The following is an 18,709-nucleotide window of genomic DNA, read 5'->3' as shown; positions in this document are numbered from 1 at the left end:
TTATACCGCATTTAGTCTATTGGTTAAAAACTGGTTCTGCCATAGTGGACTTTTACAACAACAAAAATAAATAGTATGGAGTAAGTAAGAAAAACAGCTGCACACGTGCACCTTTGGGACACACAAGCAGCTGTTTTTTTCTTATTTTATGAATTTAATCTCTGCGGAATTTGAAGAGAATAATCAGATAGATATTCAAATCCTTTACCAATTCCCCCAGCCGCGTGACTGTCGGAACCAGGAACAAGCGGAATTCCCATTTTTGCTGCGTAAGCTATAAGCTCAACTGGCGGATAAATCTCTTTACATAACGGTTTATAAAGACCAGCTGTATTAACATCAAGCTCATATCCTTTTCTCTTTATGAGTTCCAGAATGTGTGTCTGTTCCTCAGATAAAGAGGCCGGTTTCTGGTAAGCAAGCTGAAATTTTTGAATCAATGTAATGTGACCTATTCTCCTTGGTTTAAAGTGACCAAGATCAGCTTCAATGGAAGACTGGAGATTATCATAATAAGCTTTATATAAGGGTAAGAGTCCGCCAAATACATCAGCAGCACGCCCGAATTCATCCTCACTATAATCAATACAGAAAAAGGACTTATCCGGTGCTTGGAGCATGTGTACAGAAAGGATACCATCATCCATTTCCGGACCGTATGTATCAAGGAAAGTTTGTGTTTCTTGTTCGTAGCCTTTGATATAATCAACTTCAAAGCCGATATTGATTTGCAGATCATTTTTATATTGTTTTTGCAGCGCTTTGCCTTCCATTACATAAGCTTCCACCTTGTTTCGGTCCATGGTGCTGTCACGATGTGGAGCGGGATCCGTAAAGCTTTCCGGAAGCGGAGCATGTTCTGTAAATGATAAATGGGTGAGTCCTTTTTCAATTGCCTTCAGAACGTAGGCTTCCATTTTATCGTCTGCGCCGTGCTGGCAATACTGCGTATGTACGTGAAAATCTCCTGGCATATGTTTGCTCCTTTCGTTATGTGTTGACGTTAGTATCTCATTATGTTACATTCAAATCAACAGAAATCCTTTATCTTAGTAAAGTGGTAAAATGATAAAGAAAGAATCGGAGGCTTATAGATGTTCTTACCAGCAGGAAGTCGTGATTTGACAGGTCGACAGCTTGTCAATCGTGTCAGCATATATGAAAAGTTCCAGTCTGTCGTGAATTTACGAAATTATCAAGCTATTGAAACACCTGTCATTGAGTATAGCACAACATTTACCAATCCTTATGCAGGTATGACACTTAAAAAGATGCTGAAATGGTTCGATGAGGAAGGGGAAATCGAAGTATTGCGCCCGGATTGGACGATTGCTGTTGCTCGTGCGCTTGCGAATCAGCAGTCTGATCAGCAGAAATGGGCGTATGCTGGATCTGTCTTCAAAAAGGATCATGCGGGTGTCGAAAGCCATCAGGCTGGCATCGAAATCATCCGGACTCCAGGTCTGTATGGAGAATATGAAAGTTTGTTCACAGCAGTCCGATTCCTTCGGGAACTAGGATTGCAGCAGTATAGCATCGAGCTTGGGCATACGGAAATCTTCGAGACTTTCATATCTTCTCTGGAACTTGAAGAAGCTGCTGCTTCCCAGATTAGACAAGCGATGCACGATAAGCGAAAAGATGAAGTATATCGTCTTGTCAAGGAAGCAGGAAATGAAGAGACAGCCGAAGCAGTCTCTTCATTAGCAGATGCATTTGGCGGAACAGCTATTTTAGATAAGTTTGCTGGGGCGTGGGAAAATAACTCTAAATTATTACCTGTGATCCAAGAGCTTCAGCAGCTTGCGGCTGCTTTGGAAGAGCTTGGTCAGGATGTCATCGTGGATCTGGGGCGTGTAAAGCAGCTTCCATACTACAATGGCGCCATGTTCAGAGGTTTCCTGGCGGAAAGTGGAGCAGAATGCTTCTCTGGCGGAAGATATGACGAGCTGTACGAACAATTTGGCGGAAAGATGAGCGCTGTCGGCTTGGCATTTGATATGGATGTGCTTGCGGCTGCACTGCCAGCACCGGATAAACAGGAACGCATATGCTTGCTGACGGATGAGCAAGGGTTGATAGCAGCTGAAGCGCTGCGTTATAAATATCCAGATGCAGTTGTAGACGTCAGGACAGAAGCAACAGCTGAAAATTATGATCGAGTTTATCAAGTGGTTCAGAGCGGAGAAGGATACGAGGTGGTCGAGAGATGAAACCAGTCATCGCATTAACGAAAGGGCGCGTCGAAAAGCAATTCCTCGCATATTTGGAGGAACGAGGTATCGACAGCAAACCATTGGTGGAAAAAGGACGGAAGTTGAGCGTTGAAACGGATGAGGCGATCTATTTCTTCGCCAAAGGCGTAGATGTGACAACGTATGTACAGCATGGCATTGCCGACCTGGGAATTGTAGGAGAAGATATCATTGCTGAATTCCAGCCGGATGTATTCAATCTCTTCCCATTGCCATTTGGCGCTTGCAAGATGGCAGTTGCTGCTGAGAAGGACAAAGTTTGGCCGGACCGGAAGAAACGGATTGCCAGCAAGTATACCAGTATCACGAAGCAATATTACTTAGAAAAAGGCGAGTCGGTAGATATCATCAAGCTGGAAGGCTCCGTGGAATTAGCTCCGCTGCTTGGATTGGCAGATGCCATTGTCGATATTGTAGAAACAGGTACAACTTTGAAAGAGAATGGTTTGGAAGTAATCGAAGATATCCAGCACTTCACGGCCAGAGTAATAGCTAACCGTTCATCTTTAAAGATGAAACGGAATATTCTCCAGCCATACCTTTCTGTTTTACAGGATGAGGTGGCGCAATCATGAAGAAACTAACCAGTACACAATTCCTGGAACAGTTTTGTTCCCGGAAAGCAGACAGCGGCTTTGACCCTTTGGTGCTTCAGTCTGTATCGGCTATTTTGAAGGATGTCCGGCTGGAAGGTGATCAGGCTGTACGGAAATATACCAAAAAATTCGATGGTACAACAACAGATCAGCTTCTTGTGTCGGAAGCTGAGATAAAAGAGGCAAAAGCCAAATTGGCACCTAAGACGTTGACAGCTTTAAAGCAAGCGGCGGCAAATATTCGTGCGTTTCATGAAAAGCAAGTCATAGCATCCCGCATCATGACTGCCGAGGAAGGCAAACAGCTCGGTCAGCTCGTCTTGCCGATGGAGCGAATCGGTATATATGTACCTGGAGGCAAAGCGGTCTATCCATCGACGATTTTGATGAACGCGATTCCAGCACGTTTGGCAGGTGTGAGGGAAATCATTATGGTAACACCAGTGAAGGATAATGGAGTAATTGCTCCAGTATTAGCAGCTGCAGCTGAAATTGCTGGTGTGGATAAAATATATAAAATCGGCGGCGCCCAGGCGATTGGAGCCTTGGCATATGGAACAGAAACGATTGCTCCAGTAGATAAAATTGTCGGACCGGGCAATGCGTATGTAGCTGCGGCGAAAATGCTTGTCTTCGGTCAGGTCGGGATTGATATGATTGCCGGCCCATCCGAAGTGGCTATCATCGCAGACGAAACTGCTGATCCTGCATTTATAGCTGCGGATTTGCTGGCTCAGGCAGAACATGATGAAAATGCAAGAGTAGTCCTTTTGACAGACAGTAAGGCTTTGATTCAATCAGTAGAAAAAGAGCTGGAAAGCCAGCTGGAGAAGCTGCCTCGCAAAACAATCGCAAGCGAAGCAATCAATGGAGACAGTGCTCTTGTTCTGACAAATTCCGTGACTGAGAGCTTCAAGCTATCGAATGCTTTTGCTCCCGAACACTTGGAGATCCATACAGCTGACCCGCTATCAAGTTTAGGAAAGATAAAACATGCTGGCTCAGTCTTCCTCGGTTCCTATGCTCCTACAGCTTTAGGTGACTATTATGGGGGAACAAATCACGTATTGCCGACAAACGGCACAGCAAGATTCTCATCAGGGCTCAGTGTGGATGATTTTATTAAGAAAACGACATACACGTATTACGATAGACAAGCATTGGAACAAGGCAGAACGGCTATCACTCATTTGACAGAAGAGGAACAGCTGACAGGACATGGAGAATCGATCAATATCCGATTCAAGTCATAGACAGGGGGATTCAATAATGCGTACAGCAGAAAAAGCTCGTAAAACGTTCGAAACAGACATCAACATGCAGGTAAATCTGGATGACAACAGCAACATATCAATCAATACCGGGGTAGGGTTCTTCGATCATATGCTGACATTGTTCGCGAGTCATGCCAGAATTGGACTAGTTGTAGAAGCTAAAGGAGATTTACATATCGACAGTCACCACACAGTGGAGGATACTGGCATCGTGCTCGGGCAGCTGGTGAAGGAAGCACTTGGTACAAAGGTAGGTATCAACCGCTATGGCAACGCCTTTGTGCCAATGGATGAAACATTAGGATTTGTAGCTCTGGATATCAGCGGGCGCCCATTCCTTGTTTTTGATGCAGCATTCGAAAATCCTAAACTGGGCAACTTTGATACAGAGCTGGTACGCGAATTTTTCCAAGCGTTTTCTGTACACGCAGGTATCACACTGCACGCAAAGGTTCATTACGGATCCAATACACATCATAAAGCAGAATCTTTGTTCAAGGCACTTGGCCAATCGCTGGCAATTGCCATTAAAGTGAACCCAGAAATCAAAGGTGTCAACAGTACGAAAGGGATGATCGAATGATTGCAATCGTCGATTATGGCGTCGGCAATGTCGCGAGCGTTGCAAATGCCTGTAAACAGCTAGGATATGAAACGATCTTGACTGACAAGAAAGAAGAATTCGAACAAGCAACCCATATCATTCTGCCTGGTGTGGGATCATTCCGAGCTGCCATGGAGGAGATAAACAAGCGCAACTTGCGCGAAATGCTTCTTGATCTAGCAGCACGTAAACCATTCATCGGTATTTGTGTAGGCATGCAGCTGTTATTTGAAAAAGGCTTTGAACATGGCGAAACAGAAGGACTTGGCCTGATTCCAGGAACTGTTGAGAAAATAGAAACAAGTCACCTGCTTCCCCATATCGGCTGGAATGCTTTAGAGGTAAGTGACGGTTTTCCGACTTACTCAGAACAAAACGGTAAACATGTCTACTTCGTTCACAGTTATCAGGCGAACACACCGGAAGAATATATTGTTGCCAGCACGGAATATGGCACACAGATCCCTGCAATCGTGCAGAAAGGGAATATTTGCGGTATCCAGTTCCACCCGGAGAAAAGTGAAAAAGTAGGCCAGTTGTTATTGCAAAGCGTGTTTGAAAGCAGTCAGCAAGCGTACAGCAAGGAGGAAAGCATATGATCGCAAAACGTATCATTCCATGTCTTGATGTAAAGGATGGCACTGTCGTCAAGGGTACGAATTTTGTTTCACTGCGTGAACTCGGTGATCCTGTCGCCATGGCAGCGGCGTATTCGAAAAGCGGCGCTGATGAGATTGTATTCCTAGATATCTCTGCAACACATGAAGGACGGGCGACGATGATGGACATCGTACGTCAGACTGCATTGCATGTATTCGTGCCTTTTACAGTCGGAGGCGGTGTTCGCTCACTTGATGACATGACGACCATGCTTCAGGCTGGAGCGGATAAAGTAGCCATTAACTCAGCAGCAGTTGCCGACCCGGATCTCATCACAAAGGGAGCAGAGAAGTTCGGTTCCCAATGTATCGTTGTAGCCATCGACGCGAAGCGTTTTGATGATGGCTGGCACGTGGTGACACATGGTGGCCGTAAAGATACCGGCATAGATGCAATCGAATGGGCGAAGGAAGCAGAAGCGAGAGGAGCAGGGGAAATATTGCTCACAAGCATGGATGCTGATGGCGTGAAAACTGGCTATGATCTGCCACTGACAAAAGCGATTGTTGAGAAAGTCCGCATCCCTGTCATTGCCTCAGGAGGCTGCGGCAGTCCTGAAGATATAACAGAAGTATTCCAGGAAACAGATGTGTCCGCAGCTCTTGCAGCGTCTATTTTCCATGATAAGACCTTCAGTATCGAAGAAGTAAAACAAAGCTGCCACCAGGAAGGAGTGCGGATTCGTGAAGCCTGATTTTAGCAAAGGACTTGTCCCAGCAATTGTGCAGGACAGCCAAACCAAGCAAGTACTGATGCTTGCTTATATGAATGAAGAAGCATATCGGAAAACAGTGGAAACGAAAGAAACATGGTTCTATTCACGTTCGCGAGAGGAGCTTTGGAATAAAGGAGCAACCTCCGGAAACATCCAGCAGGTTGTCGACATGAAGCTTGATTGTGATAATGATACAATCCTGATCAGTGTCATACCACAAGGACCAGCGTGTCATACTGGGGAAGTGAGCTGTTTCTTTAACGAAACACCAATTACTGGTGATACAGAGGAAGAAGCGAATATATTCAGGACAGTTATGGATGAAGCAGAAGACCGGAAAAAGCACCCGGTAGAGAATTCCTACACGAATTACCTTTATCAAAAAGGTGTCGATAAAATTGGCAAGAAAGTGATTGAAGAAGCCGGTGAAGTCGTCATCGCTGCAAAGAATGATGATCCAGAGGAATTGATTGCTGAAGTAAGTGACTTGCTGTACCACAGCTTCGTCCTGCTCGCAAACCAAGGCGTCCGCCTGCAAGAAGTAGAAGCAGAACTAGCACGCCGGTTCCAAAAGAAAGGCAATAACAAAGGAGAGCGTCCGCCGATAGAAGAGTGGTGACGCTCTTTTTCATTTACCTTATGCTTGGAAGCTTTGATTTTTAATGACTTGTGCCGTTGTTATATCTTCTGCCTAAGGTATAGATTCCAGCTAATAAAGTCATAGTACCCGGAATTAAATATAGGCCGGCAAGCGCATAAAATCCCGTTGCTGAAGTTAGGATTAATAACCATCCGGCCAGCATTGGTCTTTTATTAGCGATGATAGAGCAAACGATAGCGACGATTCCGCTGATCATACCCAAAAACCCAATATTACCGAATGTGTACGAATCGTCGATGACAGCAAATAATTGCGCTATTATTGAAAAGAGCAGTCCTATGATACCTCCGATTAGAGCAACATGCTTCATGTTTGATCCCCTCTCATAGTAATGAAATTACGGAATAGAAAACCTGAAGTCACAGCTATGCTAATTGATAAAAAGAATAAGTTGAGTAATATACTATTATTCAACTTATCACAAAATCACTGGAGATTACATAGACAAGCTACAATAGGAAAGGCTGCTGTTCATTCCAAAGCTTGCTTTAAATCCTGTATTAGCTCATCCGCATTGCCTTGCCCAACAGATATCCGGATCAGCCCTGTGCTGGTATGCTCCTTTTTCAGCTGTTCAGCATTATTCCCGTAGTTAGGAGACATGATCAAGCTCTCAAAGGAACCCCATGATACGCCAATTTGAAATACTTTTGCTTTATTTATAACCTCTTTCACCGTTTCATAGGTAGCGTTCTTAAGCGAAAAGCTTAGTAATCCAGAGTATCCTGTTAGTTGTCTTTGTCCCAATTCATAGTCTGGATGGGATGGCAATCCAGGATAATGAACTGCCTCAACAGCTGAATGAGATTCTAAGAACTTCGCAACTTTAAGCGCATTTGCTTCATGTGTTGCCATGCGTATAGGTAAAGTTCGCAGGCTGCGTAATAGCTGGGAGGCTTCTTGTGGAGGCATTATTCCTCCAAATAAAATGAATTCATCGGTGAACAGTTTATTTATTATCTGCTTATTGGATATAACTGCTCCTCCCATTAAATCACTGTGTCCACCTAAATACTTCGATGTGGAATGGACGACGATGTCAATGCCGTGTGTTAAAGGTTTTTGAAAGAGCGGTGTTGCCCATGTGTTGTCAATAATCGTTCGAATTCCTCTGCTTTTGGCCAAGCTGGCAAGAGCCTCTAAATCAACCAGCCTGAAATTATGATCAGTCGGGCATTCTAAATAGATGACTTTTGTAGCAGGCAGCAATGCTTGTTCAATGGCTGCGATGCCAGTGGAATAAATAACAGTGTGCGAAACATTGAACTTTTCCATATAGGTTAAAAAATCCATAGTAGAGAAGTAGACATTGCTGATACACAAGACATGATCTCCGCTTTTGAGACTGTTTAATAATGCAGCGCTAATGGCTGCCATTCCAGAAGCGAAGCATTTACAGGCTTCCCCGCGTTCCAGCTCAGCCAATTTCTTTTCCGCAATCTGAACGGTTGGGTTCGTTCCCCGTGTATAAACAAAATGGTTTTGTTCATTCGACACTGCTTTCCCTAATTCTTCAAAGGTAGGGTAAACGAATAGAGTATTGCTAAATGTCGGCGGGATAATTGCACCATTATAACTATCCGGGACTTCGCCGTAATGCATGCATATTTCGATATCCTTTAATCTTTCCTCGCTTTTTGCCATGGTTTACGCTCCTAGAGTTTGTCTATTCTCATTATGTGGATTTTACTATTTTTCATACTTTTGAAGCTGAATCCTTTTCTTTTGGTATAATGGGTTTTTAACAAGAATACGGGCTTAAAGAAAGGCTTAAAGCATGGAAAATCGAAGTATCGAAACAAATGAATATCTATATGTATATACAAAGGGTCTAGAGGAAGGTTCACTTTGCAGACTAGAGCAAAGAGTGCTTTTTGGGCAAGAATCAGATAATCTTATCAAAAGTACAAGTATGATTGAACCAAGCAGAAGTCCGTTTATAAAAGGAAGACTTACTATTCTTTATTCTGGGGATTCTGTAGAAGATATCAGTAAGCAAGTAAATCAGATAGAGCTCGGTAATAAGACATTCAAGGTGCTTTATATTAAAATAAATGACCTGCCAAGCGGCAACAAAATAGAATTTGAAGACCAGCGGGCAATCGAGAAGAAAGTTGGATGGAATATCATAGGCAAAGCGGAAATGCGAAAACCAGATGTACTGTTTGGAATTATTCCGTTTGAAGGACGCTGGTATTTCGGCAGCTATGCAGAAAGTGATTCTGTCTGGCTGCATCATGCTAAGAAACCGCAGGAATACTCGACAGCTTTAAGTACACGTCTAGCAAGAGCGGTTGTGAATATCGCAGTTCCAGATCCGACAGATGTTAGTGTGATTGATCCTTGCTGTGGGATCGGCACAGTCCTGGTGGAAGCACTCTCGATGGGGATAACCATAACCGGAGCGGATCGCAACCCACTTGCGGTTAAGGGAGCTCGGGAAAATATTGCCCACTTCGACTATCATGGGGAAGTGGCAGTTCAAGATATTGCCGAGCAAGAAGGGCACTATGACGTCGCGATCATAGATATGCCTTATAATCTATATTCCCGTGCAACAGCGGAAGAACAGTACACAATCATAAAGCATGCTAGAAGGATTGCCAATAGAGTGGTCATTCTAACTATCGAAGATATGGACGAGATGATTGTGAAGGCAGGCTTTACAATCATGGATCGATGTGTTGCTAATAAGGGATTGAAGGCATTGTTTTCAAGGCAGGTAGTAGTGTGTGAATGAAGCTTGCTTACGTTTAGAGATTTAACTATTCGCTTCTTCTTTGTTTCATGTTTTTCAAGAAAACCAGTAAAAGGTAATGCAATAGTGACCTACTTTTACTGGAGCAGCATTGAATGAAAGCGAATTCATTCTATTGATTGGAGCATTATATGGAAGTTAAAAATACCCCAGACTACGCTCTTTTTATTAAATACATAAATGCATGCATAGCTTGATGAAGGGAATTGCTGCGGAATTTAAGAGTTAGAGATGGACAAGGCATAAAATCATATAAGGAGCTGATTTAAATGAAGAGAATTTCACTTCGTATGGTGAGAGAAGATTTGGTGGATATCCCGCAATACGCGCTTCCAGATGGATTTCGTATTAGATTATTTGAGAAAGGTGACGAGTATCATTGGGCACGTGTGGAAGCCAGTGTAGGTGAATTTGAAAATCAAGACTCTGCACTGGAGCACTTTCATAAAGAATTTGGACCCTATATTAATGAAATGATGAATAGATGTGTGTTCATCGAGAATGAGCATGGAGAAGTGATTGGAACAACAACCGCCTGGTATGGCAACTTAAAAGACGATGGAGAAATAATGGGGAGGATCCATTGGGTAGGCATTGTCCCAGCATATCAAGGAAAAAAACTATCCAAACCTTTACTAAGTGCAGCAATGAATATCCTGGCCAACTATCATTCAAAGGCCTATCTTACTTCACAAACAACAAGTTACCAAGCGATTAATATGTACCTTAACTATGGATTTAAACCATTTATCACAGCTCCAAGCTGTCATGAAGCCTGGACCTTAGTAGAGAGTACTCTAGATCGAAAAATATTAAGATGAAATTATAATTTAGAAGTTGCCTCAGTGTGAAGTCAATATAAAACTGAATTCCATGCGATCAATCATTGAGTAAATCAAAAGTACTTTTTGCGTTATTGAGCGGATACCTTGTATGCTTCACACTACTTTCCCTACAATAAGTAATGAGACGAGCAGAGAAGAGGTGGGCGCATGAAGCTTAGCGTACTAGATCAGGCACCGATCAGGAGAGGCGCAACGCCTGAGGAAGCATTGCAGGAAAGCGTGGAATTGGCTCAGCATGCGGAAAGATTAGGCTATGAGCGTTACTGGTTTGCGGAGCATCATAATACAAATGGTTTGGTGAGCGTCGCGCCTGAAATCATGGTAACGCGGATTGCGAGTGCGACGAATACAATAAAAGTTGGGACTGGCGGCGTGCTGCTGCCGCAGTACAGCCCTTTGAAAGTGGCGGAAACATTTCATACAATAGCTGGACTTTTTCCTGGGCGTGTCGATCTTGGTGTTGGACGTTCGCCTGGCGGAACGGAACAGACCCGGAGTGCTTTAGCAGATGGAGCAGAAAGCGGAATGGGGGAGTTTCCCAGAAAGCTTGCGGAGCTGAAAGGTTTCCTTTATAATTCCCTCCCGCGCGAGCATCCTTACCGTTCGGTAAAAGCTTCCCCGCGAGTCAAAGAACCTGCACCATTATGGGTGCTTGGTCTGTCAGAGGGAAGTGCCAAGCGAGCAGGTGAATTGGGTATCGGTTACGTGTTCGGTCATTTCATCAGTCCGGCTAAACCGAATGCAATGCCTTTATATAAGGAAGCATTCCGTCCATCTGTCATGAGGGAAGAGCCCTACGGCATTGTCTGCATATTTGTCGTATGTGCGGAAACGGACGAGAAGGCGGAAGAGCTAGCCGAGAGCCAGGATCACTGGTTGCTAAGTGTCGGCAAAGGACGCGATACACAGATTCCGTCACCGGAGCTGATTCAAAAGCGTCATCTGACGGATGCAGATAAAGAGATAATCCGTCAAAACCGTAAGCGCTGTGTAATAGGAACGCCGAAAAAGGTAAAAAAAGAGCTGGAGAGGCTGCAGAAGGAATATCAAGCTGACGAGTTCATGCTGATTACCAATATCTACGATAAGGAAGCTAAATGGAAATCGTATGAACTCATCAAACAAGAGGTAGACCATAATAATATTATGTAAACTTAAGGGTTGAAAGAAGGAGCGACTAAGTCGCTCCTTCTATTTATTCCAGTGCTCTTCGATGAACTCATCACGGCCTGACTTAGCGCGATCTTCCTCGTAAGCTTCTTTTTCCTTCTTATAGAAGTCCTGATGATAGTCCTCAGCAGGGTAGAAAACAGCTGCTGGCAAAATTTCCGTTACGATCGGCTGCTTGAACTTGCCGCTTTCTTCAAGTGCTTTCTTCGAGAATTGGGCTAGTTCTTCCTGTACGTCATCGTGATAGAAGATAGCTGTACGGTATTGGTCACCGCGATCTTGGAACTGTCCGCCTGCATCGGTAGGGTCGATCTGAGGCCAATATAGGTCCAGAATTTGCTGATATGTTATTTTTGTAGGATCATACGTAATTTCAACAGCTTCATAATGTCCTGTCGTACCTGTTTTCACTTGTTCGTATGTCGGATTTTCGACGTGTCCGCCTGTATAACCGGAGATGACGGATTCGACACCATCCCATTGATCAAAAGGCTTCACCATACACCAGAAGCATCCTCCTGCGAATGTAGCTTTGGCAAAGTTTGTTGTCATAGTTAATAGCTCCTTCCTGGTGCAATATGACTTATTTTACCCTATATATAAAACTTGTACTAGTATGTTAAACTATAAGGATGAAAGAAAAGAAGGAGACAATGAAAATCGTATGAAAAATCATATTTTACTAATAGATGGCATGGCGATTTTGTTCCGCGCATTTCATGCTACTGCTTACCGAAATTATTTTATGCTCAATTCAAAAGGTATGCCGACAAATGGCTTGCATGGCTTTATCCGTCATTTGGCTGCTGCTGTCGATCATTTTGAACCGACACATGTTGCTGCTTGCTGGGATATGGGTTCAAAGACATTCCGCAGCGAAATGCTGGATACGTACAAAGGGAATCGTGAGGCACCGCCTGTTGAGCTGATTCCACAATTTGAAGCAGTGAAGCAGGTTGCAGCTGGATATGGTATCCCGAATATCGGATTGAAAAACTATGAAGCAGATGACTGCATCGGTACATTGGCCAGCCTTTATGCGGCAGAAGGACATCAGGTTACCGTTCTTACGGGTGATCAGGATATGCTGCAGCTCGTCCGGCCGAATATCGATGTTGCGATTATGCGAAAAGGTGAAGGCAACTACGAAATATTCCAGGAAACAAGCTTTTTCGAACAAAAGGGACTGACACCAGCGCAGATCATCGATATGAAAGGCTTGATGGGGGATAGCTCCGATAACTATCCTGGAGTCAAGGGTATTGGTGAAAAGACTGCTATCAAACTGCTGACTCAATATGAAAATATCGATAAGCTGCTTGAGAACCTGGAAGAACTTCCAGCAGGGGTACGGAAGAAAATCGAATCTGATTTGGATAACCTGCATTTGAGCAGAAAGCTTGCTGCTATCCATTGCAAGGTTCCCATCAGCTGTGAACTTGAAGATGCTGTATGGGCAGTAGATGAGAAGCAGAAACAGGCGATGCTTGAGGAATTCGAACTGACAAAGCTAAGCCGTTTATTGCGCGCAGCTGACCAGCTGGCAAATTAAAAAGCGATTGTGCATAACGCACAGTCGCTTTTTTTTCATCTAAATTGCTGTAAGCGGGAAAAGAAATCACGGACAAATTCGTAGAATAATCGTTCAGAAGGTGCCACTTGTCTTTCTTTTGGCATGATAACGCCTACAGATCTCCTTACCTCAGGAAAGGTGATTGGTATTTTCGTAGTCATCCTGGGCGTTGCATCATAGAATGTACTTTCCGGCAAAATAGTGATGCCGATACCGGCTGCAACAAGTCCTTTAATAGCATCCAAATCCTCACCTTCCGATGATACAGTCGGCTCAAAACCAGCTTTCTTACATCCATCCATCACAAGCTGGCGTAATTTGTATCCTTCTGGGAAAAGAACAAACTGCTCGCTCTGCAAATCTTTCAGATGCAGCTGCTCCCGTTCTGCAAATCGGTGAGCAACTGGAACGAGCGCAGAGAAGCTCTCTGTAAACAGAATTTCTCCATCAATTCGATCGTGATCCCTCGGCACAGGGCCGATAAAGGCAATATCGATATCACCCCGAGACACTTGTTCAATTAAAAATTGATACGTTCCCTGGCGTAGCTGGAACTGGATGTTCGGATAAGCTTCTTTAAATGAGTAGATAACTGTCGGCAAAAGCTGTCCAGCCAAGCTCGTTGGAAATCCGATTTTAATAGACCCTCGCTCCGGATCCAAATGTTCGTCGATTTGCTTTTTGGCATAATCGATTGCCTGCATGGCTGTTTCAATATGGGAGAGGAAGGTGCGTCCGATTTTAGTCAATTTGACATTTCTGCCTTCCCGTTCAAACAAATCCACTCCAAGTTCATCTTCCAAATTACTGACTTGCCGGCTGATGGCCGACTGTGCAACGAGTAAATATTCGGCTGCTTCCGACATATGCTCCCGTTTTGCAACCTCGATAAAATAGCGCAGTTGACGCAATTCCATGCAGTAAACCCCCAATATATCTCAAAATGAGATTAATTCTATCTAAATTATATATTGTTTCGATCAATTAGAAAACCTACAATGTTTAATAAGACAACATGTCGGTTCGAGACAGAGAGTGAGGGATTAATAATGGCATTTCATTTCCTACCAAAAGCACAAGGCTTATACCGACCGGAATTTGAGCACGACGCGTGCGGAATAGGTTTGTACGCACATATGAAGGGTAAAACCGCCCATTATATTGTCCAAAAAGGATTGCAGCTGCTGTGTCAGCTGGACCACCGCGGCGGACAAGGGAGCGATCCTGCATCAGGGGACGGAGCAGGTATCATGGTGCAGCTGCCACACCGTTATTTTTCCGAAAAGACTGAATTTTCGTTACCGGAGCCTGGTTCTTACGGCGTTGCCATGATTTTCTTCAACACGCAAGATGCGCAGCAGGAAGAGCTGGAAAGTAAAATCAGTGCTTTTGTAGAAGCAGAAGGTCAGCACGTAATCGGCTGGCGCACGGTACCTGTCGATGACACGCACATCGGCATTATGGCGAAGGATGTAAAACCTTTCGTCCGTCAGCTTTTCGTCGGCAAAGGGGAGAACACAGAGAAAGGTCTTCCATTCGAGCGTAAGCTGTATGTCATCCGTAAACAGGCGGAAAACGAAGCGAAAGAAATGCAGCAGCATTTGTATTTTGCCAGCTTCTCCAGTGAGACGATCGTCTATAAAGGAATGCTGACCTCAGTACAAGTGGATCAGTTCTACTTGGATTTGCAGGATCCATTATTCGAAAGTGCGTTTGCACTTGTACACTCCCGTTTCAGTACAAATACATTCCCAAGCTGGGAACGGGCCCATCCAAACCGCTACCTGATCCATAATGGGGAGATCAATACTCTGCAAGGGAACGTCAACTGGATGCGTGCCCGCCAAAAGCAGCTTGTATCAAAAGCATTCGGCAAAGACACAGAAAAGATCCTCCCGATTCTGGATACAGACGGAAGCGATTCTTCCATCATGGATAATGCTTTTGAATTCTTTGTGCTTGCTGGCCGTAAACCTGCTCATGCTGCGATGATGATGATTCCGGAACCATGGGATAAGAACCCCTATATGGATAAGGAAAAACGTGCTTTTTACGCTTATCATAGCACATTGATGGAGCCGTGGGATGGCCCGACTGCCATTTCATTTACGAATGGAAAACAAATTGGTGCGGTTCTTGACCGCAATGGTCTTCGCCCAGGACGTTTTTACGTAACAAAAGATGATCATCTTATCCTGTCCTCAGAGGTAGGCGTGCTGGATGTAGAAGAAGAGAATGTCCTTTTGAAAGATCGTCTTAGCCCTGGCAAAATGCTTCTGTTGGATATGGAACAAGGCCGATTGATTCCAGATGAGGAAATCAAACAGGAAATGGCCGCAGAAGCACCGTATCAGCAGTGGCTGGATGAGAACATTGTGGAACTCAATGATCAGACAATAACTGATGATAGTGTAGTCGAGGACCTTGTTACGAAACAAAAAGCTTTTGGCTACACATATGAAGACGTTCAAAAGTACATTGTACCGCTTGTTTCAGAAGGCAAGGATCCGATCGGAGCAATGGGGAATGACACACCGCTCGCTGTGCTGTCTGACCGCCCGCAATCTCTTTTCCACTATTTCAAGCAGCTGTTTGCTCAGGTAACGAACCCTCCGATCGACGCATATCGGGAACAAATCGTTACAAGCACGCTCTCTTATCTTGGAAAAGAAGGCAATCTGCTTCATCCAGATGAGACGAACTGCAGACGTATCAAATTAGCTTCACCTGTCATTACAAACAATCAGCTGGAACAGTTGGTTTCTGATCAAAGCGGCCACTTCAAGCTGCAGGAAATCCATACATTGTTCGGAGAAAATCTGAAGAAAAGCATGGAGCGTATTTTCCAGGAAGCAGAAGATGCGATCAGCAAAGGTGTAAGTGTACTTGTGCTGACAGACCGTCTTATGTCTGATATTTATGTGCCAATCCCTACCTTGCTTGCTGTAAGTGGTTTGCATCAGCATCTTGTCCGGAAAGGTCTTCGGACGAAGGTCAGCTTGATCGCTTCAGCAGGTGAAGTAAGGGAAGTCCACCACGTAGCTACACTTCTTGGATATGGCGCAGATGCCATCCATCCGTACTTGGCATATGCAACCTTGAAGGAAAGCATTGATAACGAAGATATCGTGCTATCATACCCGGAAGCCGTCAGACAATATGCTGCAGCAATGACTGAGGGAGTCGTCAAGGTTATGTCCAAAATGGGCATCAGTACGGTGCAAAGCTACCGCGGCGCACAAATCTTCGAAGCAGTTGGTATCAGTCATGGTGTAATTTCGAAGTACTTCACAGGAACAACATCACAGATTGATGGAATTGACTTAAAAACAATCGCAGAAGAAGCGAAAAAACGCCACCACGCTGCTTATAAATCCACAACATCGGCGCTGGAAACAGGCAGTGAGTATCAGTGGCGCAAAAACGGCGAGCATCATGCGTTCAATCCGAAAACGATTCATACGCTTCAATGGGCATGCCGCCGGGATAATTATGAGCTGTTTAAGGAATACACAGAGGCTGCCGACAAAGAACGTCTTGGCTTCCTGCGTAACTTGTTTGATTTCAAGAAGTCTAATTCGATTCCGCTTGAAGAAGTTGAATCGGTTGAAAGCATCGTGAAACGCTTCAAGACAGGAGCTATGTCATTTGGTTCCATCAGTGAAGAGGCGCACGAAGCATTGGCTATTGCAATGAACCGACTAGGCGGAAAAAGTAATAGCGGTGAGGGCGGCGAGAACGCCAAACGCTATACGCCTGATGAAAACGGCGATTTCCGTCGAAGTGCAATTAAGCAAATTGCTTCTGGCCGTTTCGGGGTTATGAGTTCTTATCTTGTGCAGGCAAATGAGCTGCAAATCAAGGTGGCACAAGGTGCAAAACCTGGAGAAGGCGGACAGCTTCCAGGCAAGAAGGTTTATCCATGGGTTGCAGATGTACGGAAATCGACTCCAGGAGTTGGTTTGATTTCACCACCGCCGCATCACGATATCTACAGCATCGAGGATTTGGCTCAGCTGATCCACGACTTGAAAAATGCGAATAGCGATGCAAGGATAAGTGTTAAATTAGTTGCCAAAGGCGGCGTCGGCACGATTGCTGCTGGTGTTGCGAAAGGCGCAGCGGATGTCATTGTCATTAGTGGCTATGACGGAGGAACAGGGGCATCACCTAAAACTAGTATCAAACACGCTGGTCTTCCATGGGAGATCGGATTAGCGGAAGCACACCAGACACTTATGCTGAACGGTTTGCGTGACCGCGTCCGATTGGAAACCGACGGTAAATTGATGACTGGCCGTGATGTGGTGATGGCCGCATTGCTTGGTGCAGAGGAGTATGGTTTTGCAACAGCGCCATTAGTAGTTCTTGGCTGTGTCATGATGCGCGTTTGTCATATTGATACATGCCCGGTCGGTATCGCGACGCAAAACCCTGAGCTTCGTAAGAAATTCATGGGTGATCCGGATCATGTCGTCAATTTCATGACTTTCATCGCGCAGGAAGTAAGAGAAATCATGGCTGAGCTTGGTTTCCGGACAATCGAAGAAATGGTTGGCCGTACAGACGTATTAGAAGTGTCAGAACGAGCGCAATCCCATTGGAAGGCAGGACAGCTTGATTTAAGCAGATTGCTGCATCAAATCGATGGAGCTCGAACTTACAGCACGCCGCAAAACCATAAGATCGATATCGCATTGGATACGACAGATATCTTGCCGCAGCTTGAAAAAGCGTTATCTGGCAAAGAGCAAGTAAATCTGGAGATGCCAATCCGCAATATCAATCGTGTTGCAGGAACACTTGCAGGTAGTGAAATAAGCAAGAAATTTGCCGAAGCAGGACTCCCGGAAGACTCTGTGAACCTGCACTTCCATGGTTCAGCAGGTCAAAGCTTTGGTGCGTTTACGCCGAAGGGAATGACCTTGACAGTAACTGGAGATGCAAATGATTATGTCGGAAAAGGCTTGTCCGGTGCAAAACTGATCGTTAAGAAACCAACGGACTTCCAAGCATCTGCTGCGAAGCACGTTATTGCTGGTAACGTGGCATTGTATGGAGCGACTTCCGGTGAAGCGTATATCAATGGTATGGCTGGTGAACGTTTTGCAGTCCGGAATAGCGGAGCGACAGCTGTTGTAGAAGGAATCGGGGAGCATGGCTGTGAATATATGACTGGCGGTAAGGTTGTCATACTCGGTGAGGTTGGCAAAAACTTTGCTGCGGGAATGTCTGGCGGCATTGCCTACATCCATACAGCGGACCGGGAAGCATTCAAACAGCTTTGCAATACGGAAATGATCGACTTTGAACAATTGTCTGATGAGAGAGAAATAGCTGAGCTTCGCAGTACTATTGAGAAGCATGCTGCTTACACAGATAGTGAGAAAGCATCCTTCATCCTGGAAAACTGGGAATCGGAACTTGCTTACTTTGTAAAAGTGATTCCAATCGATTACCGCAGCATGATGCATCAAATCGATGCACAGCGTGAACTTGGTCTAACGCAGGAAGAAGCTGTCATGGAAGCATTCGTATTGAAGAACCAGCAGCCAAAACCAGTAAAAGAATCCGAGAAACCTGCAGCAGTACATTAAG

17 protein-coding genes are annotated in these 18,709 nt (G+C 44.7%); 12 read left to right on the top strand and 5 right to left on the bottom strand.

Going from position 1 to position 18,709, the window contains the following annotated elements; translation table 11 throughout:
• Nucleotides 1-146 precede the first annotated feature (146 nt).
• Entirely contained in the window at nucleotides 147-974 is an 828-nt protein-coding gene (hisJ, locus tag SFC25_RS03685) for a histidinol-phosphatase HisJ (protein WP_411213990.1), read from the bottom strand.
• 120 nt (nucleotides 975-1,094) lie between these two features.
• Between hisJ and SFC25_RS03680 the strand changes: the two genes are divergently transcribed.
• From SFC25_RS03680 to hisIE, 7 genes are read left to right on the top strand one after another with little or no spacing between them, the layout of a single operon-like run.
• Nucleotides 1,095-2,213 carry an ATP phosphoribosyltransferase regulatory subunit gene (locus SFC25_RS03680; RefSeq protein ID WP_411213989.1) on the top strand — a complete coding sequence of 373 codons (1,119 nt, stop codon included), beginning with the start codon at nucleotides 1,095-1,097 and terminating at the stop codon, nucleotides 2,211-2,213.
• Nucleotides 2,210-2,830 (top strand): ATP phosphoribosyltransferase, encoded by a 621-nt coding sequence (gene hisG, locus SFC25_RS03675; RefSeq protein WP_411213988.1) that lies wholly within the window; start codon nucleotides 2,210-2,212, stop codon nucleotides 2,828-2,830. Before SFC25_RS03680 ends, hisG begins: the two co-directional genes overlap by 4 nt.
• Entirely contained in the window at nucleotides 2,827-4,104 is a 1,278-nt protein-coding gene (gene hisD, locus SFC25_RS03670) for a histidinol dehydrogenase (protein ID WP_411213987.1), read from the top strand. Before hisG ends, hisD begins: the two co-directional genes overlap by 4 nt.
• Before the next feature lie 16 nt (nucleotides 4,105-4,120).
• Nucleotides 4,121-4,708 carry an imidazoleglycerol-phosphate dehydratase HisB gene (gene hisB / locus SFC25_RS03665; protein WP_411213986.1) on the top strand — a complete coding sequence of 196 codons (588 nt, stop codon included), beginning with the start codon at nucleotides 4,121-4,123 and terminating at the stop codon, nucleotides 4,706-4,708.
• Nucleotides 4,705-5,328: an imidazole glycerol phosphate synthase subunit HisH gene (hisH, locus tag SFC25_RS03660; RefSeq protein ID WP_411213985.1), complete on the top strand. Its 624-nt coding sequence runs from the start codon at nucleotides 4,705-4,707 to the stop codon at nucleotides 5,326-5,328. Before hisB ends, hisH begins: the two co-directional genes overlap by 4 nt.
• Nucleotides 5,325-6,083: an imidazole glycerol phosphate synthase subunit HisF gene (gene hisF / locus SFC25_RS03655; protein ID WP_411213984.1), complete on the top strand. Its 759-nt coding sequence runs from the start codon at nucleotides 5,325-5,327 to the stop codon at nucleotides 6,081-6,083. The genes hisH and hisF overlap by 4 nt, the downstream gene beginning before the upstream one ends.
• Complete coding sequence (gene hisIE / locus SFC25_RS03650) at nucleotides 6,073-6,723, top strand: bifunctional phosphoribosyl-AMP cyclohydrolase/phosphoribosyl-ATP diphosphatase HisIE (RefSeq protein ID WP_411213983.1); 651 nt, start codon at nucleotides 6,073-6,075, stop codon at nucleotides 6,721-6,723. The genes hisF and hisIE overlap by 11 nt, the downstream gene beginning before the upstream one ends.
• Before the next feature lie 40 nt (nucleotides 6,724-6,763).
• Here hisIE and SFC25_RS03645 read toward each other — a convergent pair whose 3' ends face one another.
• On the bottom strand, nucleotides 6,764-7,075 hold the full coding sequence (locus tag SFC25_RS03645; protein WP_411213982.1) for a hypothetical protein: 312 nt from the start codon (nucleotides 7,073-7,075) through the stop codon (nucleotides 6,764-6,766).
• 161 nt (nucleotides 7,076-7,236) lie between these two features.
• Entirely contained in the window at nucleotides 7,237-8,409 is a 1,173-nt protein-coding gene (locus tag SFC25_RS03640) for a trans-sulfuration enzyme family protein (protein WP_411213981.1), read from the bottom strand.
• A gap of 133 nt (nucleotides 8,410-8,542) precedes the next feature.
• Between SFC25_RS03640 and SFC25_RS03635 the strand changes: the two genes are divergently transcribed.
• The 3 genes from SFC25_RS03635 (at nucleotide 8,543) to SFC25_RS03625 (ending at nucleotide 11,520) form a co-directional block, all read left to right on the top strand.
• Complete coding sequence (locus SFC25_RS03635; RefSeq protein WP_411213980.1) at nucleotides 8,543-9,505, top strand: TRM11 family SAM-dependent methyltransferase; 963 nt, start codon at nucleotides 8,543-8,545, stop codon at nucleotides 9,503-9,505.
• Nucleotides 9,506-9,792: 287 nt separating this feature from the next.
• Nucleotides 9,793-10,344: a GNAT family N-acetyltransferase gene (locus SFC25_RS03630; RefSeq protein WP_411213979.1), complete on the top strand. Its 552-nt coding sequence runs from the start codon at nucleotides 9,793-9,795 to the stop codon at nucleotides 10,342-10,344.
• 171 nt (nucleotides 10,345-10,515) lie between these two features.
• On the top strand, nucleotides 10,516-11,520 hold the full coding sequence (locus tag SFC25_RS03625; protein WP_411213978.1) for an LLM class flavin-dependent oxidoreductase: 1,005 nt from the start codon (nucleotides 10,516-10,518) through the stop codon (nucleotides 11,518-11,520).
• A gap of 39 nt (nucleotides 11,521-11,559) precedes the next feature.
• On the opposite strand, the gene msrA is transcribed toward SFC25_RS03625, so the two are convergent.
• A complete protein-coding gene (gene msrA / locus SFC25_RS03620) occupies nucleotides 11,560-12,090 on the bottom strand; it encodes a peptide-methionine (S)-S-oxide reductase MsrA (RefSeq protein WP_095222758.1) in 531 nt (176 codons plus the stop codon).
• Between the two features lie 112 nt (nucleotides 12,091-12,202).
• Here msrA and SFC25_RS03615 point away from each other — a divergent pair, with 112 nt between their 5' ends.
• Nucleotides 12,203-13,090: a 5'-3' exonuclease gene (locus SFC25_RS03615; protein ID WP_411213977.1), complete on the top strand. Its 888-nt coding sequence runs from the start codon at nucleotides 12,203-12,205 to the stop codon at nucleotides 13,088-13,090.
• A gap of 35 nt (nucleotides 13,091-13,125) precedes the next feature.
• Here the strand turns inward: SFC25_RS03615 and gltC are convergent, their stop codons facing one another.
• Nucleotides 13,126-14,028 (bottom strand): glutamate biosynthesis transcriptional regulator GltC, encoded by a 903-nt coding sequence (gene gltC / locus SFC25_RS03610; protein ID WP_411213976.1) that lies wholly within the window; start codon nucleotides 14,026-14,028, stop codon nucleotides 13,126-13,128.
• A 132-nt stretch (nucleotides 14,029-14,160) separates the two neighbouring features.
• On the opposite strand from gltC, the gene gltB reads away from it, so the two are divergent.
• Nucleotides 14,161-18,708: a glutamate synthase large subunit gene (gene gltB, locus SFC25_RS03605; RefSeq protein WP_411213975.1), complete on the top strand. Its 4,548-nt coding sequence runs from the start codon at nucleotides 14,161-14,163 to the stop codon at nucleotides 18,706-18,708.
• Nucleotide 18,709 lies beyond the last annotated feature (1 nt).

This window comes from Terribacillus saccharophilus (assembly GCF_046592595.1).
Lineage (GTDB): Bacteria > Bacillota > Bacilli > Bacillales > Amphibacillaceae > Terribacillus > Terribacillus saccharophilus_C.
This window is presented reverse-complemented; position numbering and strand designations above follow the sequence as displayed.